The organism is Vibrio sp. S11_S32 (genome assembly GCF_014694465.1).
In the GTDB taxonomy this organism is placed as follows: domain Bacteria; phylum Pseudomonadota; class Gammaproteobacteria; order Enterobacterales; family Vibrionaceae; genus Vibrio; species Vibrio algicola.
Genome location: NZ_JAAUWS010000003.1, coordinates 168,288 through 191,197, shown reverse-complemented (window position 1 = coordinate 191,197; position 22,910 = coordinate 168,288). Strand labels below are relative to the sequence as shown.

The 22,910-nt window shown below is 42.8% G+C and carries 20 protein-coding genes and 1 pseudogene; 15 read left to right on the top strand and 6 right to left on the bottom strand.

Going from position 1 to position 22,910, the window contains the following annotated elements:
* Positions 1 to 34: 34 nt before the first annotated feature.
* Positions 35 to 1,768 carry an arginine--tRNA ligase gene (gene argS, locus HC723_RS03640; RefSeq protein WP_153447433.1) on the bottom strand — a complete coding sequence of 578 codons (1,734 nt, stop codon included), beginning with the start codon at positions 1,766 to 1,768 and terminating at the stop codon, positions 35 to 37.
* A 197-nt stretch (positions 1,769 to 1,965) separates the two neighbouring features.
* Here argS and HC723_RS03635 point away from each other — a divergent pair, with 197 nt between their 5' ends.
* Together HC723_RS03635 and HC723_RS03630 are read left to right on the top strand one after the other, a co-directional pair.
* Positions 1,966 to 2,619: a VOC family protein gene (locus HC723_RS03635; protein ID WP_238925401.1), complete on the top strand. Its 654-nt coding sequence runs from the start codon at positions 1,966 to 1,968 to the stop codon at positions 2,617 to 2,619.
* A 147-nt stretch (positions 2,620 to 2,766) separates the two neighbouring features.
* Entirely contained in the window at positions 2,767 to 3,369 is a 603-nt protein-coding gene (locus HC723_RS03630) for a pilus assembly FimT family protein (RefSeq protein WP_190338241.1), read from the top strand.
* Positions 3,370 to 3,439: 70 nt separating this feature from the next.
* Here HC723_RS03630 and HC723_RS03625 read toward each other — a convergent pair whose 3' ends face one another.
* Positions 3,440 to 3,892 carry a type IV pilin protein gene (locus HC723_RS03625; protein WP_190338240.1) on the bottom strand — a complete coding sequence of 151 codons (453 nt, stop codon included), beginning with the start codon at positions 3,890 to 3,892 and terminating at the stop codon, positions 3,440 to 3,442.
* Positions 3,893 to 3,993: 101 nt separating this feature from the next.
* Here HC723_RS03625 and HC723_RS03620 point away from each other — a divergent pair, with 101 nt between their 5' ends.
* The 4 genes from HC723_RS03620 to HC723_RS03605 are packed head-to-tail and all read left to right on the top strand — an operon-like array spanning position 3,994 to position 6,877.
* The gene (locus HC723_RS03620; RefSeq protein ID WP_190338252.1) at positions 3,994 to 4,530 is read left to right on the top strand and encodes a GspH/FimT family pseudopilin; all 537 of its coding nucleotides are present in this window, start codon (positions 3,994 to 3,996) and stop codon (positions 4,528 to 4,530) included.
* Entirely contained in the window at positions 4,511 to 5,170 is a 660-nt protein-coding gene (locus tag HC723_RS03615; RefSeq protein ID WP_190338239.1) for a PilW family protein, read from the top strand. The genes HC723_RS03620 and HC723_RS03615 overlap by 20 nt, the downstream gene beginning before the upstream one ends.
* The gene (locus tag HC723_RS03610; RefSeq protein ID WP_190338238.1) at positions 5,167 to 6,423 is read left to right on the top strand and encodes a hypothetical protein; all 1,257 of its coding nucleotides are present in this window, start codon (positions 5,167 to 5,169) and stop codon (positions 6,421 to 6,423) included. The genes HC723_RS03615 and HC723_RS03610 overlap by 4 nt, the downstream gene beginning before the upstream one ends.
* On the top strand, positions 6,413 to 6,877 hold the full coding sequence (locus HC723_RS03605) for a type IV pilus modification PilV family protein (RefSeq protein WP_190338237.1): 465 nt from the start codon (positions 6,413 to 6,415) through the stop codon (positions 6,875 to 6,877). The genes HC723_RS03610 and HC723_RS03605 overlap by 11 nt, the downstream gene beginning before the upstream one ends.
* Before the next feature lie 143 nt (positions 6,878 to 7,020).
* Here HC723_RS03605 and purU read toward each other — a convergent pair whose 3' ends face one another.
* Positions 7,021 to 7,863 carry a formyltetrahydrofolate deformylase gene (purU, locus tag HC723_RS03600; RefSeq protein WP_190338236.1) on the bottom strand — a complete coding sequence of 281 codons (843 nt, stop codon included), beginning with the start codon at positions 7,861 to 7,863 and terminating at the stop codon, positions 7,021 to 7,023.
* A gap of 194 nt (positions 7,864 to 8,057) precedes the next feature.
* On the opposite strand from purU, the gene HC723_RS03595 reads away from it, so the two are divergent.
* From HC723_RS03595 to rnd, 5 genes are all read left to right on the top strand, one after another.
* Positions 8,058 to 9,974 (top strand): ATP-dependent DNA helicase, encoded by a 1,917-nt coding sequence (locus HC723_RS03595; protein WP_190338235.1) that lies wholly within the window; start codon positions 8,058 to 8,060, stop codon positions 9,972 to 9,974.
* Between the two features lie 181 nt (positions 9,975 to 10,155).
* The gene (gene tsaB / locus HC723_RS03590) at positions 10,156 to 10,872 is read left to right on the top strand and encodes a tRNA (adenosine(37)-N6)-threonylcarbamoyltransferase complex dimerization subunit type 1 TsaB (protein WP_190338234.1); all 717 of its coding nucleotides are present in this window, start codon (positions 10,156 to 10,158) and stop codon (positions 10,870 to 10,872) included.
* Between the two features lie 5 nt (positions 10,873 to 10,877).
* Entirely contained in the window at positions 10,878 to 11,819 is a 942-nt protein-coding gene (locus HC723_RS03585) for an alpha/beta fold hydrolase (protein WP_194704468.1), read from the top strand.
* 119 nt (positions 11,820 to 11,938) lie between these two features.
* A complete protein-coding gene (gene fadD, locus HC723_RS03580) occupies positions 11,939 to 13,642 on the top strand; it encodes a long-chain-fatty-acid--CoA ligase FadD (RefSeq protein WP_190338233.1) in 1,704 nt (567 codons plus the stop codon).
* Positions 13,643 to 13,729: 87 nt separating this feature from the next.
* On the top strand, positions 13,730 to 14,848 hold the full coding sequence (gene rnd, locus HC723_RS03575; RefSeq protein WP_190338232.1) for a ribonuclease D: 1,119 nt from the start codon (positions 13,730 to 13,732) through the stop codon (positions 14,846 to 14,848).
* Positions 14,849 to 14,948: 100 nt separating this feature from the next.
* On the opposite strand, the gene minE is transcribed toward rnd, so the two are convergent.
* From minE to minC, 3 genes are read right to left on the bottom strand one after another with little or no spacing between them, the layout of a single operon-like run.
* Positions 14,949 to 15,209 carry a cell division topological specificity factor MinE gene (gene minE, locus HC723_RS03570; RefSeq protein WP_153447421.1) on the bottom strand — a complete coding sequence of 87 codons (261 nt, stop codon included), beginning with the start codon at positions 15,207 to 15,209 and terminating at the stop codon, positions 14,949 to 14,951.
* Position 15,210: 1 nt separating this feature from the next.
* Entirely contained in the window at positions 15,211 to 16,023 is an 813-nt protein-coding gene (gene minD, locus HC723_RS03565; protein WP_190338231.1) for a septum site-determining protein MinD, read from the bottom strand.
* An 11-nt stretch (positions 16,024 to 16,034) separates the two neighbouring features.
* Positions 16,035 to 16,700, bottom strand: coding sequence for a septum site-determining protein MinC (gene minC, locus HC723_RS03560; protein WP_153447419.1), 666 nt, complete (start codon positions 16,698 to 16,700; stop codon positions 16,035 to 16,037).
* 225 nt (positions 16,701 to 16,925) lie between these two features.
* Here minC and HC723_RS03555 point away from each other — a divergent pair, with 225 nt between their 5' ends.
* The 4 genes and pseudogenes from HC723_RS03555 (at position 16,926) to HC723_RS03540 (ending at position 22,754) form a co-directional block, all read left to right on the top strand.
* On the top strand, positions 16,926 to 17,201 hold the full coding sequence (locus tag HC723_RS03555; RefSeq protein WP_153447418.1) for a YcgL domain-containing protein: 276 nt from the start codon (positions 16,926 to 16,928) through the stop codon (positions 17,199 to 17,201).
* Positions 17,202 to 17,234: 33 nt separating this feature from the next.
* Positions 17,235 to 18,214: pseudogene (locus HC723_RS03550) on the top strand (lytic murein transglycosylase).
* 202 nt (positions 18,215 to 18,416) lie between these two features.
* Positions 18,417 to 19,574 carry an efflux RND transporter periplasmic adaptor subunit gene (locus tag HC723_RS03545; RefSeq protein WP_190338230.1) on the top strand — a complete coding sequence of 386 codons (1,158 nt, stop codon included), beginning with the start codon at positions 18,417 to 18,419 and terminating at the stop codon, positions 19,572 to 19,574.
* A 12-nt stretch (positions 19,575 to 19,586) separates the two neighbouring features.
* Positions 19,587 to 22,754 (top strand): efflux RND transporter permease subunit, encoded by a 3,168-nt coding sequence (locus tag HC723_RS03540; RefSeq protein ID WP_190338229.1) that lies wholly within the window; start codon positions 19,587 to 19,589, stop codon positions 22,752 to 22,754.
* Positions 22,755 to 22,910: the final 156 nt, after the last annotated feature.

The window sequence follows — 22,910 nt, the reverse complement described above, 5'->3', positions numbered from 1 at the left end:
TTTATAGCCGACTGAGTAGAGTCAGTTCAGTTGTTTACATACGTTCTAGCGTTTCAATGCCTAATAAGTCTAAACCTTGCTTGATGGTTTTAGCCGTTAGTGCAGCCAATTTTAAGCGGCTTTGTTTAACAGTGTCATCTTGATTGTTTAGAATTGGGCAAGCTTCGTAGAAACTTGAGAACTGACCCGCTAATTCAAACAAGTAGCTACACATTAGGTGCGGTTGACCTTCTTTGGCGACCGATTGAACCGCTTCATCAAATTGCAGTAATTTAGATACTAGCGCTTTTTCACGCTCGTCACCGATGAGGATCTCACCGGTTAGGCTGTTCATATCAATGTTTGCTTTAGCAAAAATAGAGGCTACGCGGGTATAAGCGTATTGCATGTAAGGCGCAGTATTGCCTTCAAATGCCAACATGTTATCCCAATCGAAGATGTAATCTGTGGTGCGGTGTTTTGATAGATCAGAATACTTAACCGCAGCCATGGCGACTGTGTTGGCAATCTTGGCTTTTTCTTCGGTCGCAAGATCAGGGTTTTTCTCTTCAATCAGTTTTTGTGCACGTTCACAGGCTTCATCGAGTAAATCAGCGAGACGAACCGTACCACCGGCGCGAGTTTTAAATGGACGACCATCTTTACCAAGCATCATACCAAACGCATGGTGTTCTAATGATACCGACTCTGGCACATAGCCCGCTTTACGCACGATAGACCAAGCTTGCATTAAGTGCTGGTGCTGACGTGAATCAATAAAGTAAAGCACGCGATCTGCGCCGAGGGTTTCGTAGCGGTATTTAGCGCAAGCAATGTCGGTGGTGGTGTATAAGAAGCCACCATCACGTTTTTGCACGATAACGCCCATCGGATCGCCATCTTTATTTTTGTATTCATCAAGGAAAACCACTTGTGCGCCATCACTTTCAACCGCCAAGCCTTTTTCTTTTAGATCGCTCACAATCACAGACAACATAGGGTTGTACATGCTTTCGCCCATGACGTTTTCACGCGTCAGAGAAACATTTAAGCGATCGTAGTTAAGTTGATTTTGGATCATGGTCACATCGACCAGTTTTTTCCACATCTTAGCGCAATGCTCATCGCCACTTTGCAGTTTCACCACATAAGCACGCGCGCGAATCGCAAACGCTTCATCTTCATCATATAATTTTTTCGATTCGCGATAGAAGCCTTCAAGATCGGCCAGTTCCATCGACACTTCACCTTGCTCTTTTTCAACGCGTTCAAGGTTGGCAATCAACATACCAAATTGAGTTCCCCAATCACCAATGTGGTTGGCACGGATAACATTGTGACCTAAAAACTCAAGGGTACGAACCACCGCGTCACCAATGATGGTTGAGCGTAAGTGGCCAACGTGCATTTCTTTGGCAACGTTTGGTGCAGAGTAATCGGCAACGATGGTTTGAGCTTGCTCAGCCGCAACCCCTAAACGCTCATCAGACAATGCGCTAGAGGCTTGTTTGGCTAAAAATTCAGGGTCTAAAAAGATATTAATAAAGCCCGGACCTGCGATCTCAGTTTTATTGGCAATGCCATCGAGATCAAGTACGTCTAATACTTTTTGCGCAAACTCACGCGGATTCATGCCTAATTTTTTTGCAACGCCCATAACTCCATTCGCTTGGTAGTCACCAAATTGGGCTTTGGCTGATTGACGAACAGCGGCAGGGCTTCCTGCAGGAGCGCCAGCGGCTTCTAAGGCTTGAGATACTTTGTCATTGATCAGTGCTGCAATATTCACACGTGCTTCCTATGGTAATGTCTGGATTGAAAAACAAACCTTCAATCGAGCGCAAATTTTTAATCAGAAAATGTGAACTATGATACCAAATAATAGAAGGTTATTAAAAAATAAATCGTCATTTTTATCTATTGGTGACGAATGGCTTAGGTTACACTCTTCTAGCGTCTTTAACTTGCTTTAAAAGGAATGGAATTTTGTCTTCTTCATTGTCGAAACCTCAATCAATAACGACCGAGCAATCAATAGAAAAAGAACCGCTTATTGATCCGCTTATTCAACAACTCAGCCCCGCGGCTATGGCGTTGTCAGTGGTTGATTTTTGGCAAAAAATGGACGCATTAGCCCAATTGATTGGTTTGGATTACCACGATCTAAAAGCCGACCATTTAGCGATGCGGATTAACGATCAAGTTGTGGCGGAACAAGTTCATCGAGCTTGGTTGAGTGAAGGACAACAAATATCCAATGCGATGATCAATGGTCGCGCTATTATTGTGATCCAATTAGATTCAGCCTTACAAGTGACTGACCACAAGATCGACTGTTTAGAGTTACCTTATCCCAGCGACAAAGCCTACCCACAGCAAGGTTGGGAGCATGTGGAATTTGTGGTACCAAGTAAAGCCCAAACTGCAGAGCAATTAGTCGAGCAGATTAAACGTCAGTTTCCGTTAATGGCCAAGAAATGGGGGAGATTTGCCGAACTTGGGGTCAAAGTGAAGTTATCGAGCCCGCAAGGCGCGGGGGAACGCTTGGTCAATCCGACCGTGGCATTTAAGCATCAAGGCGTGTGTATTAAACTGCATCCACATAGCCTGCAAGCGGTGATCGCCAGTGAGGCGAAATAGTCGTTATCCTATGAGATAGAAGGTCGTGAATACAGAGAGATTCTTAATATTGAGAATGGGGCGCTATTAACAACGATGATGAGTTTCTCAGTAGTTTTTTAATGCCTAGCCTAAAAAGATGACGTGATTTTTTTAGGCTCGGTTGCAATGCATCAAATCTCACTAGACAAAATATCGGCTCGAACAAAAGTAACGCTCAAACAAGCATCGGGTTTTACCTTAATGGAAGCTATTATTGGCTGCGTGGTGCTGAGCGTATTATTGGTAGCAAGCGTGCCCTCGTTACAGGATTTATTTGAAAAGCTTAAAATGCGCAGCTTAGCCAATGAAGTGACCAATATCGTGATGATGGCCAAGACCGAAGCGGTGTTTAAGCGGCATCCGGTGTGGCTGCACTTTGTACAAAAAACCAATAGCGCAATTTATCAAGGTGGTTGGGTGTTTAGCCTACAGAACAATAATGCCACGGTGGATTATACCACCTCCAAACACGGCGCCATTTATTACCTTAATGGTGAGCGCTTTAAAAATATCAGCGTTTTCTCAACCCTTAACTTCCACAAAATTAAATTTGACCAAGTTCATGGTAAACCAATGGGGGTGGCAAGAAGTTTTACTTTCTACATCGACCCTGCTCGCAGCTTAAAAGTGAATCTGCATAATATTACCGGCCGAGTCCGAGTGTGCGGTATTAATATTGCTAACCAAGGCAACAGTGACAAATATTATTATGGTTACCCAGAGTGCTGAGTGGTTGTCTTTCTTCGTAACCAACAGCCTCTACCAACAGTTATCTACTAACAGAACAGTTAATAACTCTCTACCAACACCCATCGACAGCAACACCCGCTTTGTTTGCCGTGCCCACAGAACCTGCGTTTAAGCTTAAGGTGCCACATTTGTCTTTTATTTGGGGGGAGTTTTTTCTTGGCACTGCCTTGATGGTATAAGCCTCCATGTTTGTTGCCGAACTTTCTGTCACAGAAAATGTATAGCGTTCGCTGTCAGTATCACAAAAGTCACAACTGCCACCTGAAACGATGGTTGCAGAATTATAAGCTCCAGTCTTGCTTTTACTCAGTTCCATTTCAATTTGGATCTTCATCATATCTGCCATTGCCGAAGAACGGTGTCCTTTCAGTACATGTTCTTGATAGCTTGGATAGGCGATAGCGGCGAGCACACCAATGATGGCGACCACTATCAATAATTCGATCAATGTCATTCCTTTATGTCGCTTGGTGTTTTGCATACATCCATTTTTACGAATCATTTCTATAAGTTCCTTCTGTAAACTTCGACCATTGTTATTAAGTGTTAGCATCAGTTCAACCAAAAAACTCAGGATGTAACCAGTTGCAAAAGAATTTGGGAATGGAACGAGGGTTTTCCCTCATAGAATTGATGATAACCATCGTGGTGATGACCATTTTACTGGCAGCGGTGGCACCCTCGATGGGCTATTTCAATGAAAAAGCAAAAATGCAGCGCCTAGCGAATGAATTAAGTGGTTTTCTTATTCAAGCTCGCTCAGAAGCGGTGATGCAAAATAAAACCTTGTACTTATCTTTTTTGCCTAACACTCCATTCGGCTCTGCTCCAACCACTTACGATGGTAAATGGGGACTAGCGCTGCGAGCCTCAAGTGCGATTCCAAGCAGCCTAGCCGCACAACAAAACAATGCTGAAATGTATTTATCGGGTATGGCATTTAAAAATATGACTATCTCTACCAATAACCATTGGCCAGCATTAGATAGTGTCAATGGACGACCTGAAGGGGGTAGTAATTCTGAAGTGACGTTTTCTATTGATACAGAGAAAAAATTGAAAATTATTCAGGAAGGTATTTCTGGCCGAGTCAATATTTGTGGAGTAGGAGGAGAGCTTTATGGCTATCCGGGATGTTAAGTCGCAATGTAACCGGTCATTAAAGCAACAGGCAGGCATGTCTTTGATTGAATTGTTGGTTGCTTCTACCATTGGTATTTTAGCGATCATGGCGGTGGGCAGCATGTTTATCTCTGGCCAAAAACTGGCGACGGAACGCAGCTTAAAGTTATTAGTACTGCAAAATATGAATGATGCAATGCGCTATATAAAAGAAGATGCACAGCGCGCAGGTTTTAACGGTAATAATGGCAGTTCATTGATTTTGTCGGGTGCCAGTGAGGTGATCACGGTGACGTCATCTGCGGTGGGAGCGACCTTGGCTTATATCTATGAAAATAATAATGGTGATATTACTTACACTAAATTCACCGGAGATACAGGAACTAAAAAATTAGGTATCTGCACTAAATCTAATATCAGCCGTGTATCACCAGTAATGCCTACATGTAGCGCAATAGGTGAGCCAGGGTTATCGCTTATGGATGATAGTCGAGTGATATTGAGCCAATTTGTTATTGATGAAACACCATTAGGCAACAGTGTTAGTTCTGCTTATTTCACTATCACAATGAAAGCAAAGCTCGCAAGCCCGCCAACATCTGGTCAGGATTATGAACAAACAATGGTAACCAAAATCAAACAAAGGAATTGGCAGTGATGAAACATCAAAAAGGCGCGGTGACATTACTCTATACCGCCATGCTGTTGATTGCGATTTTGACTCTTTCAATTGCGTCGTATAAGAATGTTTTCCTTCAAGCCAAGCGTGCGCAAAATGAAATTACTTCACGACAACAACATTGGGCTGCGGAAGGGGGATTGGAGTGTGCTTTTGCAGTAAATAGATCAAATACGGGGGTAGATTTATTGAATCAAGATTATTCAAATTGCACCCAATCTTCTCTTGAGTTTTCTCCAAATACATCAGGAAGTACTTTTTATACAGTCACGTCTAAAAATGTAAAGAGTGAGGTAAAAAAAATAATAAAAATGCCCAAGGCGGCAGGGCTTGCTGCTATCACTGCTAATGCGGATATGATTTTACTTGGTAATTATGATGTACAACCAAATCCGATCAATAAAAATACAGTAACTAATAGATATGAATGTTTATCCGTCAATTATTCCCAAAAATTTACTTTTTTAAAAGATAAATATAATACGAATGCTGAATATCACACAATGAAACCATATGACCCCAGCATAAAACCCGCTAACGCGGCCAATACAGTTTATTGTGAAGCTGATTATATAACTAATATAACGACAACAGAGACAGTTGATAGAGAAAAAAACACACCAAGTGAGATCGCTCAGTTTAAAAAGGATTTTTTATATACAAGTGGATTGGATCCTTTTAAGAAAATATTTGGTGTTGCGCGAAGTGATTTTCAAGAAATTAAATCTCATTTCGATGTGATTTCAAATCCTACGAATTGCTCCGCAGCAGTTAATAGTCAAATTTCCGCATCAAAAGAATTAATTTGGGTGGAAGGCAATTGTGATATATCGAGTATTAACTCAAGCAATACACAGGGCATTATCCTTGTTGTACAAAATGGGCTTCTAGCATTAGGTGGTTCAGCTCAATTTAATGGAGTGTTATACCATTTTATTAATACGACATTTACTCCAACTTCATCTGATTGGAGTTCTTTAGGTAGTACAGCGAATACATCATATTTGCGTATTGATGAATCGGCGTCAGAGGTTGGAATATCAGTAGATATTCCTAGTGCAATAATTCAAGGTTCAGCTCTGCCACAAGGGTCATTAATAATAGATACACCGAATAACCTAGCTCTTATTGATGGGTCCGCAACGATTTCTTTTGATCAACTTAAAATCGACCATCCACTGAAAACTCTCTTAAAACCTAAATGGCTAAAAGGATCTTGGCATGACTTCTAAACAGCAAGGCTTTAGCCTCATTGAAGTATTGATCGCTTTTTTGGTATTGGTTTTTGGTGTGATCGGTTTAATTAAACTGCAAAGCTACATGGAGCGCCAATCGGATTATGCCATTCACAGTATACGCGGGCTGCACTTGGCTGAAGCGAAGCTAGAGTTATTTCGTACTCGTTCAATTAGTGGAGCCAATGGAACCTTAGCATATAGTGATATTGGCAGTGGTTGTGAAATTGTACTAGGCAATGACTCGGTAAGTACGACAATTATTAGCGGGGGAAGTTGTACTTTACCGTCAACTTCGGGAGCCTATCAAGTGACATGGACAGTAGATGAATCGTTATCTGGTGCGTTAAAAACGATAGATATGAACAGCAGTTGGAAAGGTCGTTGGAACGAAACTCAAAGCCTTGCTCTCAAAACTATGCTGTCGAAATATAACGAGTTTGATAATTAATAGCGTCAAAACCCGTCATCCCATGCATGAGCCGAAGCGAAGAGACAGGGGATCTCGCTTTGGGTTGCTGCAATAAAAAACAAGCGAGATCACGGTTAACCCATGCCTCGCTTTTTCAAAAACGTTATTGTTAAGATATGACCTTACAAAATCACCGTCTTATTGCCGTAAACAAACACATGGTCATTGACCACCTTGTTTAACGCCTTGCTTAATACATTCTTCTCCACATCCCGGCCCGCTTGCGCCATATCACTGGCACTAAAGTTATGATCCACTGGGATCACGTCTTGCTTAATGATAGGACCTTCATCGAGATCGTTAGTGACAAAGTGCGCGGTCGCACCAATGATCTTTACGCCGCGATCAAATGCTTGTTGATACGGTTTCGCGCCAATAAACGCAGGTAAAAAGCTGTGGTGGATATTAATAATTTTATGCGGAAATTGCGCCACAAAATTGGCGGTGAGCACTCGCATGTATTTGGCTAGCACCACATAACGCGGATCGTAAGATTTAATCACATCGAGCATTTTTTCTTCATGCTGCTCGCGAGTTAAACCTTCGTGTGAAATATGATGATACGGAATATCAAAACGTTCCGTTAAGGTTTGCAGCTTGTCGTAGTTTCCGACCACCGCTGCAATCTCAACATCTAAGCTACCATCGTAGGCTTTCATTAAAATATCACCCAAACAATGGGCTTCTTTGGTGACCATGATCACCACTTTTTTACGTGATGAGCTGATAAGCGAGCGCTTGCTGTTGGTTGGCAACGCTTGATCTAAATCGGCTAATAATTCGTCATCATGGAAAATGCCTTCCAGTTCAGTGCGCATAAAGAAGTGGCCACTGGCGTTATCAACAAACTCATTATTGTGGATGATATTGAGTTTATGTTGGTAACAAATATTAGTGATTTTTGCGATTAAGCCGTATTCATCGCTACAATGAGTGAGCAGGGTTTTACGTTCTGTGTTTAGCATACTGCTTCCAAATATAAAGAGGTTGATAGAGATCACATACTGATAATCTAACGGTCATTGAACTTTTAGGCAAGCATATCAAGCGAGCTTGGTACGACAACCCGCCATTATTCCGATCGGTTTCAATCACATTCATTTCACCTGTTGCTTAAAGCTGTCATAATTGCGCTAATTTCTTTTTAAGACAAGATGCGATGATAGCCAAAACATTCTCAGCCTCCGGCGCATTAGGTAAAGCCATTTCCGGTTTTCAACCACGGCAGCCGCAAATCGATATGGCGCAAGCGGTGCAAGATGCGATCACTCATCAACATCAATTAGTGGTGGAAGCAGGAACAGGCACGGGTAAAACCTTTGCCTACCTGGTTCCTGCGTTATTAAGTGGCAAGAAAGTTATCATCAGCACTGGATCAAAAAACCTGCAAGAACAACTGTTTCACCGTGACTTACCTAAAATGGTCGATGCACTCGGGTTTATGGGCTATGTAGCGCTGCTAAAAGGGCGATCTAACTATTTGTGCCTTGATCGACTCAGTCGTCAGCTGGTGGAAAGCCACAGCAATGAAGCCGACCCTGAGTTACTGACTCATTTAGTGAAAGTTCGAGCTTGGTCATCCAGCAGTAAAAGTGGCGATTTAGGCGAATGTGATGACATTGCCGAAGACAGCCCAGTGATCGCAACCATTACTTCAACCAATGATAATTGTTTAGGCAAAGAATGCCCCAGTTATCAAGATTGTTTTGTTTTGAAAGCGCGTAAAAAAGCGATGGACGCTGATGTCGTGGTGGTCAACCATCATTTGTTTTTGGCCGATCTGGCGATCAAAGAAACTGGCTTTGGTGAGCTTATTCCTGAGGCCGATGTATTTATTTTTGATGAAGCGCATCAAGTGCCTGATATTGCCAGTCAGTATTTTGGCCAGTCGATTTCCAGTCGTCAAATGCAAGAGTTGGCCAAAGACATTGAAATTGGTTATCGCACCGAAGCCAAAGACATGCGCCAGTTGCAAAAAATAGCGCTCAAGATCACTCAAACCTTTATGGATCTGCGGATTATTTTGGGTGAAACCAATGCTCAAATGCGTGGCAATTGGCGAGAAGCAATTAAATCGGTCGCCGTGCAGCGTGAAATTGAACGTTTGCATGAGGCGCTTGATTTAGCTTTGGAAGTGTTAAAAATCGCCTTAGGTCGTAGCCAGCTATTAGATACCGCTTATGAACGTGCCAGTCTGATCAAAAATCGATTATTGCGAGTGTGTGACACCAGTATTACCGGCTATTCATATTGGTATGAATGTTCGCCGCGTCACTTTACGCTGCATATTACCCCGCTGTCGGTGGCGGATAAATTTCAGGAGCAAATTGAGCAAAAGCAAGGCGCTTGGATCTTCACTTCGGCGACCTTAGCGGTTAAAGATGATTTTAGCCACTTTACTCAACGGCTTGGCATTACGCCTAAACAGCAATTTACCCTGCCAAGCCCGTTTGATTACCCTAACCAAGCGTTATTATGTGTGCCTCGCTACTTACCTGAGCCCAATAGTGTTGGTTTGGCGGACAAACTGGCCGAGATGTTAGCACCGGTGATCGTCGCTAATAAAGGACGTTGTTTCTTCTTGTGCACCTCGCATAAAATGATGCGTCAGCTAGCAGATTTATTTCGGGAGTCGTTAGATCTTCCGGTTTTAGTGCAAGGCGAAACCAGTAAGCAAAAACTGTTAAACGAGTTTATGCAGTTAGGTAATGCGGTGTTAGTCGCTACTGGCGCGTTTTGGGAAGGGATAGATGTTAGAGGCGACACCTTAAGCTGTGTTATTATCGACAAATTACCCTTTACCGCTCCAGATGATCCACTGTTAAAGGCGCGAATTGAAGATTGCCGTTTAAAAGGCGGAGAACCTTTTGCACAAGTACAATTGCCCGATGCGGTGATCACCTTAAAGCAAGGAGTGGGGCGATTAATTCGCGATGAAACCGATAAAGGTGTGCTGATCATTTGTGATAATCGATTAGTCACACGCGATTACGGCGGCTTATTTTTACAAAGTTTGCCACCGATCCCACGCACTCGGGATCTCAATAAAGTGTCCCAGTTTTTATTGACACAATAATCGCGCTATAGAGAAAAATACCGTTTGATCTGTGTTATTGATGAAGAAAAGAACAACAGTAGAAAGTGATACTTTCTCAGTGCCCTGTGAGGGTTAGATGTTTTTTCGCAATCGGCAGCACGGTTTGGATGTTGAGAACATTATTCTATTTAAAACTAAAATAAATTAGCTTGAGGCTTACATGAGCGCAAAAATTCTTGCCTTAGATACATCAACAGAAAATTGCTCTGTTGCATTAATGATTAACGACCAACTTTATACGCGCAGTGAAATTGCGCCGCGTGATCACACCAAAAAAATTCTACCTATGGTCGATGAAGTACTCAAAGAAGCAGGCGTGTCATTACATGATTTAGATGCGCTGGCGTTTGGTCGCGGACCGGGCAGCTTTACCGGCGTTCGTATTGGCATCGGTATTGCGCAAGGTTTAGCTTTTGGCGCTGAGTTGCCGATGATTGGTATTTCAACGCTTGCTGCTATGGCGCAGGCAACTTACCGTCAGCATCAATCAGAGAAAGTGGTCGCAGCCATTGATGCCCGCATGAGCGAGATTTACTGGGGGCAATACCAACGTCAAACCGATGGTCAATGGAGTGCGATCGCGATTGATGATGGTCAGGCTGAATGTGTGATCCCGCCAAGTGAACTTGTTGCCCATCTTGTTAAGGCACAAGGGGATTGGACTCAAGCCGGTACTGGTTGGCAGGCGTATCAAGAGCCACTGGCAGATTTACCTTTGTCACAAGTACAAGGTGATGTTTTATACCCTGAAGCGCAAGATATTGCGGTATTGGCTCAGTTTGAATGGCGCAAAGGCAATAGCGTAGAAGCTGAACAAGTAAGCCCGACTTATCTGCGTGATAAAGTCACCTGGAAAAAACTGCCTGGGCGTGAGTAAGCGATTTGAATTTAATCCATGTTACTTGCTTACAAGAAACCCGCATTAGCTTACCTCATTTGTGCCTTGCGGGTTTAGAACATAGCACGGCGCAAGATGCCGATATAAGCGTGGTTTTTATTCATGGTTGGCTAGATAACGCCGCCAGTTTCACCTCATTGCTTGAGCAATTACCGCCCTCAATCGACAATAATAAGATGCATTACTTGGCGATTGATTTACCTGGGCATGGTTTATCTCAGCATAAATCGGCGAGTGATTTTTATCCATTTCACGACTATATCTCCGATATTCAGCAATTATTACGCCAAATAGCGCCAAAAAACCTGATTTTAGTCGGTCATTCACTTGGTGCTTTGATCGCAAGTTGTTATAGTGCCGCCTTCCCAGAAAATGTGCTGGCTTTGATTCAAATTGAAGGGTTAGGGCCATTAGCCGAATCGGCGGACAACAGTGTGCAACGTCTGCGTAAAGGGATACTCAACCGACAAAGATTTGCGGCTAAACCATTACGCGGTTATGACTCGAAAGCGCAAGCCTTACAACACCGAATGCATGCCAACCAATTAAGCGCTGATCAACTTGAGCCTTTAATTACTCGTGGTTGTGTGTTTGATGGTGAGCGTTGGCAATGGCGATACGATCCTAAACTTCGTTGTGATTCTTTGTACCGTATGACCCAAGATCAAGCACTCAATTATTTAGAGGCAGTGGTATGCCCTAATTTATTGATATTAGGTACCGAGGGTTATCCCGCTATCAAACAAGCGACCCAACGAATACCAAGTTTAACTAACATACAACAAGTGGAGGTTGAAGGTGGGCATCATTGTCATCTACAACAACCGCACAAAACTGCTCAGCTCATTGAGCAATTTATCCAACAGTTTGAACTGGATTCGACAATCACTAAAAATGTTGAGTCAAAGTGTGATTCAAGCAAATGAGATTTTTGTTAATAGTGCGTAACCTGTTTCAATAGCATTAGCTGCTTGAGATGGAAAATAATCATTGCCTAAAATGAAAATACTCGTTGCTTAAGATAACAATAAGAAAGGAAATTAACGTGGAAAAAGCGTGGCTAAAACGTTACCCAAAAGACGTACCTGAAACAATCAACCCAGATCAATATTCTTCGCTCGTCGATATGTTTGAGCAATCGGTACATAAATTTGCCGACCAACCTGCCTTTATGAATATGGGCTCGGTGATGACCTACCGTAAACTCGAAGAGCGCAGTCGTGCTTTTGCGGCCTATTTACAAAATGATCTCAAGTTGAAGAAAGGGGATCGTGTCGCATTAATGATGCCAAACGTACTGCAATACCCGATTGCGTTGTTCGGTATTTTACGCGCCGGTATGATCGCGGTTAACGTCAACCCGCTGTATACCCCACGCGAATTAGAACACCAACTTAACGATGCCGATGCTAAAGCGATCGTGATCGTCTCGAACTTTGCCCATACCTTAGAAAAAGCGGTCGCCAATACCCCCATTAAACACGTTATCTTAACGAGTCTTGGGCAAATGCTGCCGAAAGTGAAAGGGACTGTGGTCGATTTCGTGGTTAAGTACGTCAAAGGTATGGTGCCAAAATATCATTTACCCGGTGCCATTTCTTTTCGTAAAGCGTTGTACCGTGGTCGCCGTTTGCAATATGTTAAACCATTTATTGAGGGCGATGATATTGCGTTCTTACAATATACGGGTGGCACAACCGGCGTTGCCAAAGGCGCGATTTTAACCCACCGTAATATGGTGGCGAACGTACTGCAAGCCAAAGGGGCCTATGGCACATTCCTACGCGATGGTCGTGAATTAGTGGTCACCGCGCTGCCGCTATACCATGTGTTTGCACTAACGATAAACTGCTTATTATTCTTGGAAGTGGGTGGACGTAACTTGCTGATCACTAACCCAAGAGATATTCCGACCTTTGTTAAAGAGTTAGATAAATACCCATTTACCGCCATTACAGGGGTGAACACCTTATTTAATGCATTAGTCAATAATGAAGATTTTAAAGAATTAGATTTTAGCCATTTACGTTTCGCGGTTGGCGGCGGCATGGCTGTGCAACGTGCAGTGGCCGAAAAATGGCATAACATTACCAATCGCTACTTGCTAGAAGGCTACGGTTTAACTGAGTGTTCACCATTAGTAGCAGCCTATCCGCATGATTTAACCGACTATAATGGTTCGATTGGTTTACCAATGCCATCGACGGATGTGCGTATTATCGATGATGAAGGGAATGTCTTGGCGTTTGATCAAACTGGTGAGCTGCAAGTGCGTGGCCCACAAGTGATGGAAGGCTATTGGAAACGGGCCGAAGCGACCAAAGAAGTGATCACCCAAGATGGTTGGTTATCGACTGGCGATATTGTGCGCTTTGATGACGAAGGCTTTATGTTTATTGTCGATCGTAAAAAAGACATGATCTTAGTCTCCGGTTTTAATGTTTATCCCAATGAGATTGAAGACGTGGTGGCGATGCACAGTAAAGTGCTCGAAGTAGCTGCCATTGGTCAACCGAGTGAGAACTCTGGTGAGATCGTAAAAATTTATGTAGTAAAAAGTGATGCGAGCCTAAATAAAGATGAGTTGATTGCCCACTGTCGCGAGCACTTAACCGGCTATAAAATACCAAAAGTGGTTGAATTTAGAGATGAGTTGCCAAAAAGTAATGTTGGTAAGATCTTGCGCCGTGAGTTGCGTGATGAAAATATTGCAAATCTTGATAAATCAGCGTCGCAAAAAACAGCTTGAACATAAAGTAAATTAATTAAATTATTATATTGTATCCAATGCCAGCAACGATTTAGCTGGCATTGTTGTACTTTAAAAAGGATTGTTGTGAATTATCAAATAATTACCACTACGGAAGCACTAGAACTTGTATGCCAACAGGCTCGTTTAGTCGATGTTGTGATGCTCGATACTGAATTTGTCCGTACCCGCACCTATTATCCTCAACTTGGTTTAATTCAGTTGTACGATGGTGAGCAACTGGTATTGATTGATCCGGTCGCAATTGACGATATGTCCGCTTTAGCCTCGCTATTAAAAGATGAGTCGGTACTTAAAGTGCTACATGCCTGTGGCGAAGATCTTGAAGTATTCCAACACGCCTTTAAGTGCATCCCAACACCGATGATTGATACCCAGTTAATGGCGGCGTTTTTAGGTAATGGATTATCGACGGGCTTTGCGACTTTAGTGAATGAGTTTCTTGGCGTTGAGTTAGATAAAAGTGAGTCGCGCACTGATTGGTTGGCCCGCCCATTAACACAAAGACAAATGGAATATGCTGCGGCTGATGTGTACTACTTATTGCCGTTGTATCAAAAGCTAAAACAAGCGGTCGAAGATGCCGGTTGGAGCGAAGCGGCGATGCAAGAATCGCAAGCCTTGATCAAAAAACGAATTAAGAAAGTCGATCCTAATAAAGCCTACCTAAATGTGAAAGGAGCATGGATTTTAACTCCTGAGCAATTAGCGGCTCTTAAAATAATGGCAAAATGGCGCTTACAAGAAGCGATCAAGCGTGATCTAGCACTGAACTTCGTGGTTAAAGAAGCCAACATGCTAGAGATTTGTCGCCAACAAATGACCAGTTTGCGCTTAATGGACGCGGCTGGATTCGATCAACGTGAGATCCGTCGCCACGGCAACACACTTATTCATTTAGTGCAGCAAGCTCAAGCCGTGCCAAGTGAGCAATGGCCTGCTAAAATCACCCGTTTAATGGACAACCCAGACTATAAACAATTGTTTAAAGTGCTAAAAGATGAAGTGAAAGCGGCGTCAGAAGACACAGGTTTAGCCTCTGAATTTTTAGCCTCGAAAAAACAGCTGAATCAATTTATTACTTGGGTATGGAAACAGGAACGCAATGAAGCAAAATTGCCCGATGTAATGAAAACGTGGCGCAAAGATGTGTTAGGTGATCGTTTGAATGGAATGATGGAGTAGCCGGGTGGTGTAATAAAAAAAGCCGATATGTCACCAGTGAAGTGACATATCGGCTTTTTTGTAGTCTAGAAACAGCTAGCCAATAGAGGTAGCTGTGACGTTAGTCTTTCTCTGGTAACTGAATGTTTAGCTCCAGTACCGACAAATCATCATCGCTTTGTTCTAAGCTCACATTGACCATTTGCGGATCAACATCCACATACTTACTTAGCACCTTCAAAATGTCTTCTTTCAACTGGGGTAAATAAGAAGGGCTAGCACTGCCTTGATTGCGACGCTCGGCAACGATGATTTGCAATCGCTCTTTTGCTAAGTTAGCGGTGTCTTTTTTCTTAGGTCGGAAGAATTCTAATAACGACATATCAACCTCCAAATAAACGCTTAAAGATGCCTTTTTTCTCTTCGGTTAAGAAGCGAAATGGCTTTTCCTCACCTAACAAACGATCAACAGTATCGCTGTAGGCAAGGCCAGCATCAGACTCATCATCATGGATAACTGGAACACCTTTGTTAGAGGCATTAAGAACAGAGGTACTTTCTGGGATCACGCCAACTAAAGGAATATGTAGGATTTCTTCCACATCTTCCACGCTTAGCATCTCACCGGAGGTGACGCGCGCTGGGTTATAGCGAGTTAACAGTAAATGTTGTTTAACCGGCTCAAGCCCTTGCTCTGCGCGTAACGATTTAGAATCAAGCAGGCCTAAAATACGGTCAGAATCACGCACCGATGAGACTTCAGGGTTGGTAGTGATCACCGCTTCATCAGCAAAGTAGAGTGACATTAACGCACCTTGCTCAATACCGGCAGGGGAGTCACAAATAATGTAATCAAAGCCCATATCATGCAGTTCAGTTAGGACGCGTTTTACGCCCGTATGGGTTAATGCATCTTTATCTCGCGTTTGAGAAGCAGGTAGAATGTATAAATTCTTGCAGCGCTTATCCTTGATTAATGCTTGGTTTAGCGTGGCTTCACCATTGATAACATTAACAAAGTCATACACCACACGGCGCTCACAGCCCATGATTAAATCTAAATTACGCAAACCGATATCGAAATCAATTACAGCGGTTTTCTTTCCGCGTAACGCAAGGCCAGCGGCAATTGCTGCGCTGGATGTGGTTTTGCCCACACCGCCTTTACCGGACGTCACGACAATAGTACGTGCCATTTTATTTCCTTTTAAATGCTGAGTAGTTCAAATTGCAAGCGTGTATCTTGCAATGTAAGTAAGACTTTTTTCTGCCAAAATTGGCTGTCGATTTGATCGATAAGCTGATAATTACCGGCAATAGACACCAGTTCGGCCTGTAAATCTTGGCAAATGATGCTGGCATTTTTTTGTCCACTGGCTCCAGCTAATGCACGGCCACGACAAGTACCATGAATATGAATACTACCATCGGCAATCACTTCTGCGCCGGCACTGACATGGTTTAAGATCACTAAATCACAATCTTTGGCATAAACTTGCTGCCCTGAGCGTATTGGAGTGCGTATTACTTTGGTCGGCACTATTTCAGCCGGTGCTTGATACGGTGTTTTGCTAGTGGACATCACTGCAAACCCGGCAGCATGAACTAAGCTTTTTACCGTGTTACTGTTTGAACCTGTGACCCCAACTGGGATCATGCCAGATTTAACTACGCCTTGATGCAGTGCTTTGAAATCAATATCAACTTGGGGTGCATTTTCAATATTAATTACCAAAGGAGCATGAGTAAAAAATGCGGGCGCTTGATCGACCTTGTTGTGTAAAAATTGTAGACAGTTTTCGACATTATCTTCTGTCAGTTTCAAGACAGAAAGTGCAAAACTGCTGCCTTTTAAATCTGGTTTTGAGGCCATATGAGTGAATACCCTAACGATTAAATAAATGGCTGAATGCACAATTGGTTAGCACAAGAGAGAATCTATTATTAATAGCCTTTTTGCTTAGAAAACCTAGCAATTGTTTAGCAATGTAAAATGATAACAAATTTCTGATGTTCTTGTTATAGTCTATCTCAATATTCTCTGAGTTAAGTGCTTGTCAAATAATTGCTTAGAGAACCATCTATTAAGGAATGAGTTATGTTGTGTTCTGTTTATAAAAGCGGAAAAAAAGAAGGGATGTACCTTTATATTTCTAAAAAAGATGACTTTTCTAGTGTGCCAGAGACTCTAATGCAAATGTTTGGAACCCCAAAGTTTGTGATGGTGATGAAAATGGAAGGGCGCAAACTTGCCACTGTCGATATCGAAAAAGTGAAACAATCCCTGCAAGACGATGGTTTTTTCTTACAACTGCCCCCACCGCCAGTCAATCTGTTAGAAGAATATAAAGCGAATAAACAAAATCGGTCATAGAGCTTTTAAATATTTATAAGTAAGGAAAGTATAATGAGAAAAGCATGGAGTGGGATTGCCGTGATGTTACTGGGTTGCAGTGTGAGTGTGTCATCATACGCTACCGAAAAAGATGATTTTCAATCTTATGTGCAAAAGTTGAAAACTCAAGCGAGTGAGTCGGGTATTAGTAAAACTACAATTGATGCCGCATTCAAAAATGTCACGTTTAAGCCTAAAGCAATAAAAGCAGACAATAATCAGCCAGAAAAAAACTCACTTTAGATGAATATATTCCGCGCGCAGTACCCGATTGGAAAATAAAACAAGCTAAGCGTTTATATCATGAGAACTTTGATGACTTGCAACGAATTGGTAAAGAGTATGGAGTACAGCCTCGTTTTATTGTCGCGTTATGGGGGGTTGAAAGTAATTTTGGTCGCTTTACTGGCAACTATAATGTGATTAACGCTTTGACCTCACTTGCCTTTGATGGTCGCCGCGAAGCCCTTTTCCGCAAACAAACTATGGCCGCGTTAACCATTATCGAACAAGGGCATATTAGTGCTGATGATATGAAAGGGTCATGGGCAGGTGCGATGGGCCAATGTCAGTTTATGCCAACCTCATTTTTATCTTTTGCCCAAGATGGCAATGGTGACGGTAAAAAAGATATCTGGAACACCAAAGCGGATGTTTTTGCTTCAGCGGCTAATTACCTTAAGCAAGAAGGGTGGGATGATACCTATACTTGGGGGCGTCAAATTCATGTGCCAGTGGGTATTGATCAAAATTTACAAGGCCGCGACGAAAGCAAAGGTAAAATGCTACAAGAGTGGAGTAAATTAGGAATCACCCGTTTAGATGGCAAGCCATTACCTAAGTTAAATCAAGATATTAAAGCTTGGTTGATCATGCCTGATGATGAGTCCGGTCGCAGTTATCTCGTTTATAACAACTATAATGTGCTGATGAAATGGAACCGTTCTTATTATTTTGCTTTAGCGGTGAGCTCTCTCGCAGATAGCATTTAAAACAGTTACTTACGACAGGTAGGAATGCACTACGGTGGCTGGTTTTTGTGCTGAGTGTTTTTTTATCTATCGTAAATTTATGTAAACAGGGGATTTTTTGATTTCAATTGGTCAAAGATAAGTATACTTTTCTCATTGTCACAAATTTTATTTACAATTTATGGGTCTTTTTTTCCATAACTTATTTATTTGAGAAACTACTATGCACACGAAACGATTATATGCCGGTTCATTGTCTGTCTTACTAGTGCTAGCCTTAGCGGGCTGTGATGCTAAAAAAGAAGCGCCAAAAGCGGCTGCACCACAAGCTGCGCAGGTTGAAGTTATCACTATGGCGAAAAAGCCAACTACTATTTTCACTGAATTACCTGGCCGTATCGTTTCGACTCGTGTTGCAGAAGTTCGCCCACAAGTAACGGGCATTCTACAAAAACGTTTATTTGAAGAAGGCCAAATGGTGCATAAAGGCGATTTACTTTATCAAATTGACCCATCACCTTATCAAGCCGATGTAAATAGCGCTAAAGCCGCATTAATGAAAGCGCAAGCGGATGAATCTGTAAGTAAGAAAACTGCGTTACGTTATAAAGATTTGGTCAAACGTAAGCTGATCAGTCAAGAAGATTACGACACCGCCGATGGTAATTGGAAGAAAGCAAGAGCTCAGTCTGCTGTGGCAAAAGCGGCGTTAGATAATGCCAATATTTCTCTTTCTTATGCCAAAGTGAAAGCGCCAATTACAGGACGTATCGATATCTCAACCGTGACTGAAGGTGCTTTAGTGACGGCTAACCAAGCACAAGCACTTACTAGTATTGAGCCTCTGGATCCTATCTATGTTGATATGACGCAATCTTCTCTCGCCATGGCGCGTATTAAAAAGAGTTTAGGTGCTAACACTAATCCAAGTGTTGCAGTTAAATTAGAAGATGGCAGTCAATATGATCAAATGGGTACACTGACCTTCTCTGGTACCAAAGTAGATACTTCAACTGGTAGCGTCACGCTACGTGCAAAAGTGCCAAATGCAGAGTCTATTTTATTGCCGGGTATGTTTGTTCGTGCGCAAATTATTACCGCTGATAAAAAACCATTGTTCACCTTGTCACAATCTCTTGTGGTTTACGGGAAAGATGGCAGTGCTTCTGTATTAGTGGTTGAAAACGGTAAAGTTGCGGTACGAAAAGTCACCACTGGCGACACAGTGAATAAAGGTACCGACTGGGTTATTACATCGGGATTAAATGATGGCGATACTGTGATCGCAAATAATTTGCTGCGTGTGCGTCCAGGCATGGCAGTGAAAGTGGTGAGTGCGGATACAGCATCAGCTAAATCAACTACTCCTGCAACAAAATAGGTAGCGATAATTATGGCTAATTTTTTCATCGATCGCCCTATCTTTGCTTGGGTTATCGCAATTTTGGTAATGCTTGGTGGTGCGCTGGCCGTGATCGGCTTACCAGTACAGCAATATCCAACCATTGCTCCACCTGCGGTACAAATTAATGCAACTTACCCGGGTGCGTCGGCGCAAACTGCTGAAAACTCGGTTACTCAGGTTATTGAACAGAATATGACAGGTTTGGATAACTTGTTGTACATGTCTTCTTCAAGTAGCTCATCTGGTTCTGTTACGGTTACTTTGACGTTTGCTTTGGGGACTGACCCAGACATTGCTCAAGTTCAAGTTCAAAACCAATTAACACAAGCTACCAGCCAAATGCCTAGTGAAGTGCAAAAGCAAGGCCTGAGTGTGCGTAAATCATCTTCGACCTTTATGTCTGTTATCGGTTTTGTTTCCGAAGATGGCAGTATGACATCGAGTGACATTAAAGATTATGTTAACTCACATATATCAGACCCTGTCAGTCGTGTTAACGGGGTTGGTGATACTCAAGTATTTGGTTCACAATACGCAATGCGTATTTGGTTAAATCCTGCAAAGCTTACCAGTTACCAACTAACGCCAACGGATGTATACAATGCGATTGAAGCACAAAATACTGAAGTGACGGTTGGTCAAATTGGTGGTGCGCCTGCGGTTCCTGGTCAAATGATCAATGCCACCATTACTGCGCAAAACCGATTGGAAAGCGTAAGCCAGTTTGAAAATATCTTATTGAAAGTGGGGACTGATGGTTCTCAAGTTCGAGTAAAAGACATTGCTCGAGTTGAGTTAAACGGTGAAGACATGAGTGTGCTTCCTCGCTTTAATGGCCAGGGTGCATCAGGTATTGGTATTAAACTGGCAACTGGTGCCAATGCGATTGATACTCAAAAATTAGTGGATCAAAAGTTAGCTGAACTCGAAAAAAACATGCCGAAAGGTCTGAAAATGGTAAAAGCAATGGATACTATTCCATTTGTTAAGCTTTCCATTGAAGAAGTTATCCATACATTATTTGAAGCCATCGTACTGGTATTCTTAGTAATGTATTTGTTCCTACAAAATATTCGCGCAACCTTAATTCCAACCATCGCGGTACCAGTCGTACTTCTCGGTGCGTTCGGTGTTATGTCGGCAATGGGCTTTAGTGTTAACACCTTAACCATGTTTGGTATGGTGCTGGCCATCGGCTTGCTGGTGGATGATGCCATCGTAGTGGTGGAGAACGTTGAGCGGGTCATGGCAGAAGAAAATCTGCCGCCCAAAGAAGCCACCAAAAAAGCAATGAGCGAAATCTCAGGCGCTTTAGTGGGTGTTGCGATGGTACTGTCGGCGGTATTTATCCCTATGGCCTTTATGAGTGGCTCAACCGGTGCGATTTACCGTCAGTTCTCATTAACTATTGTAGCCTCAATGGTGCTTTCTGTTCTGGTTGCGATGATCTTTACGCCAGCATTATGTGCCACTATGTTGAAACCATCACATGGTGAGAAAACTACTGGCTTCTTTGGTTGGTTTAACCGTAAATTTAACAGCACCAGTAAAAGCTACACTGCGGGTGTGGGTAAGCTATTAAGCCGACCAAAACGCTTATTCGTTGTGTACGTAGTTATCCTGCCGTTAATTGGTTGGATGTTTATGAATATCCCAGCAAGTTTCCTACCGGATGAAGACCAAGGTAACTTTATGGTCTTAGCACAACTTCCTGCTGGTGCGACACTAGAGCGTACCGAGAAAGTGATGGATGATGTACGCCAATACTTTGACGAAAATGAAAAAGATAATGTTGAGTCTTTCTTCCAAGTCGCGGGCTACAGCTTTGTTGGTCAAGCACAGAATGCGAGTATGGCATTCGTGGGCTTAAAAGATTGGTCAAAGCGGACTAACCCCGATCAAGATGTAAATGCCATTATTGGTCGTGCAATGAAACACTTTGCTGGTAATAAAGATGGCGTGATCTTTGCTGTTAACCCACCATCTATCCGTGAACTCGGTCAAGCGACTGGTTTTGATTTCTTCTTAGAAGATCAGGCGGGCTTAGGTCATGATAAATTAATGGCGGCGCGTAACCAACTGTTGCAAGCAGCGGCAAAAAGCCCTGTGTTGCAAAAAGTGCGTCCCAATGGCCTAGAAGATACCGCTCAGTACTATATCGATTTGGATTACGAAAAAGCCAAAGCGCTTGATGTCAGTATTGGTGATATCAACCAAACGTTGTCGATTGCATGGGGTTCATCGTATGTGAATGACTTTATTGATAAAGGCCGTGTTAAGCGTGTCTACATGCAAGCAGATGCGCCATACCGTATGTCACCAGACAATTTAAACGACTGGTATGTACGCAATGGCAAAGGAAAAATGGTGCCATTTAATGCCTTTAGTCATTCGCATTGGGGGACCAGTTCTCCTAACTTGCAACGTTACAATGGTAACTCGGCAGTTGAAATCTTAGGTGAAGCGGCCCCAGGTTATAGTACTGGTGATTCTATGGATGCCATTGAAGCTATCGCTAAAACGCTACCACCTGGTGTGGCGGTGAGTTGGACCGGGATGTCTTACCAAGAACGAATGTCAGGCTCGCAAGCACCAATGTTGTATGCGATTTCAATGGTTATCGTATTCTTGAGCTTAGCGGCACTGTATGAAAGCTGGTCGATCCCAGTGGCGGTTATTCTGGTGGTACCTTTGGGTATTCTAGGTGCATTGGCGGCAACCATGATGCGCGGTTTAGAAAATGATGTGTACTTACAGGTTGGTCTGTTAACCACCATAGGGTTATCCGCCAAAAATGCCATTTTGATCGTTGAGTTCGCCAAAGATCTCTACGATAAAGGGATGGGCTTGATGGAGGCGACGATGGAAGCGTGTCGTCTACGTTTACGACCAATCCTAATGACATCATTTGCCTTTATTCTTGGGGTCATGCCATTAGCGTTAAGTACCGGTGCGGGCGCGAACTCTCGCCATGCGATTGGTACTTCTGTTATCGGTGGTATGTTAACTGCGACCTTCCTTGCGATTTTCTTTGTACCATTGTTCTATGTAGCAGTGATGAAGATTTTCGGTGGTAAGCGACCAGAGCCAACAGCGGAAGTGGAACAAACTGCACCCGCTGAACCTGTTCAACTTGATAAACCCTCTGAATCGTAATTGATAAATGATCCCGTCGTCAGGCGGGGTAATGCGAAATAGAGATATGAAAAAGGCTTGCCATTACGGCAAGCCTTTTTGGTTTGAAAACAAGTCAAAAATTAATACCAATGCCATAAATTTAATGAGCGTTCAAAATTGAGTACAGAGAAAAGT

Coding starts and splice junctions, on each gene's coding strand:
- HC723_RS03630 (WP_190338241.1), top strand. CDS start 2,767: ATGCATCAAATCTCACTAGACAAAATATCGGCTCGAACAAAAGTAACG.
- HC723_RS03625 (WP_190338240.1), bottom strand. CDS start 3,892: ATGATTCGTAAAAATGGATGTATGCAAAACACCAAGCGACATAAAGGA.
- HC723_RS03620 (WP_190338252.1), top strand. CDS start 3,994: ATGGAACGAGGGTTTTCCCTCATAGAATTGATGATAACCATCGTGGTG.
- HC723_RS03615 (WP_190338239.1), top strand. CDS start 4,511: ATGGCTATCCGGGATGTTAAGTCGCAATGTAACCGGTCATTAAAGCAA.
- HC723_RS03605 (WP_190338237.1), top strand. CDS start 6,413: ATGACTTCTAAACAGCAAGGCTTTAGCCTCATTGAAGTATTGATCGCT.
- purU (WP_190338236.1), bottom strand. CDS start 7,863: ATGCTAAACACAGAACGTAAAACCCTGCTCACTCATTGTAGCGATGAA.
- HC723_RS03595 (WP_190338235.1), top strand. CDS start 8,058: ATGATAGCCAAAACATTCTCAGCCTCCGGCGCATTAGGTAAAGCCATT.
- tsaB (WP_190338234.1), top strand. CDS start 10,156: ATGAGCGCAAAAATTCTTGCCTTAGATACATCAACAGAAAATTGCTCT.
- minE (WP_153447421.1), bottom strand. CDS start 15,209: ATGTCGTTATTAGAATTCTTCCGACCTAAGAAAAAAGACACCGCTAAC.
- minD (WP_190338231.1), bottom strand. CDS start 16,023: ATGGCACGTACTATTGTCGTGACGTCCGGTAAAGGCGGTGTGGGCAAA.
- minC (WP_153447419.1), bottom strand. CDS start 16,700: ATGGCCTCAAAACCAGATTTAAAAGGCAGCAGTTTTGCACTTTCTGTC.
- HC723_RS03555 (WP_153447418.1), top strand. CDS start 16,926: ATGTTGTGTTCTGTTTATAAAAGCGGAAAAAAAGAAGGGATGTACCTT.
- HC723_RS03545 (WP_190338230.1), top strand. CDS start 18,417: ATGCACACGAAACGATTATATGCCGGTTCATTGTCTGTCTTACTAGTG.
- HC723_RS03540 (WP_190338229.1), top strand. CDS start 19,587: ATGGCTAATTTTTTCATCGATCGCCCTATCTTTGCTTGGGTTATCGCA.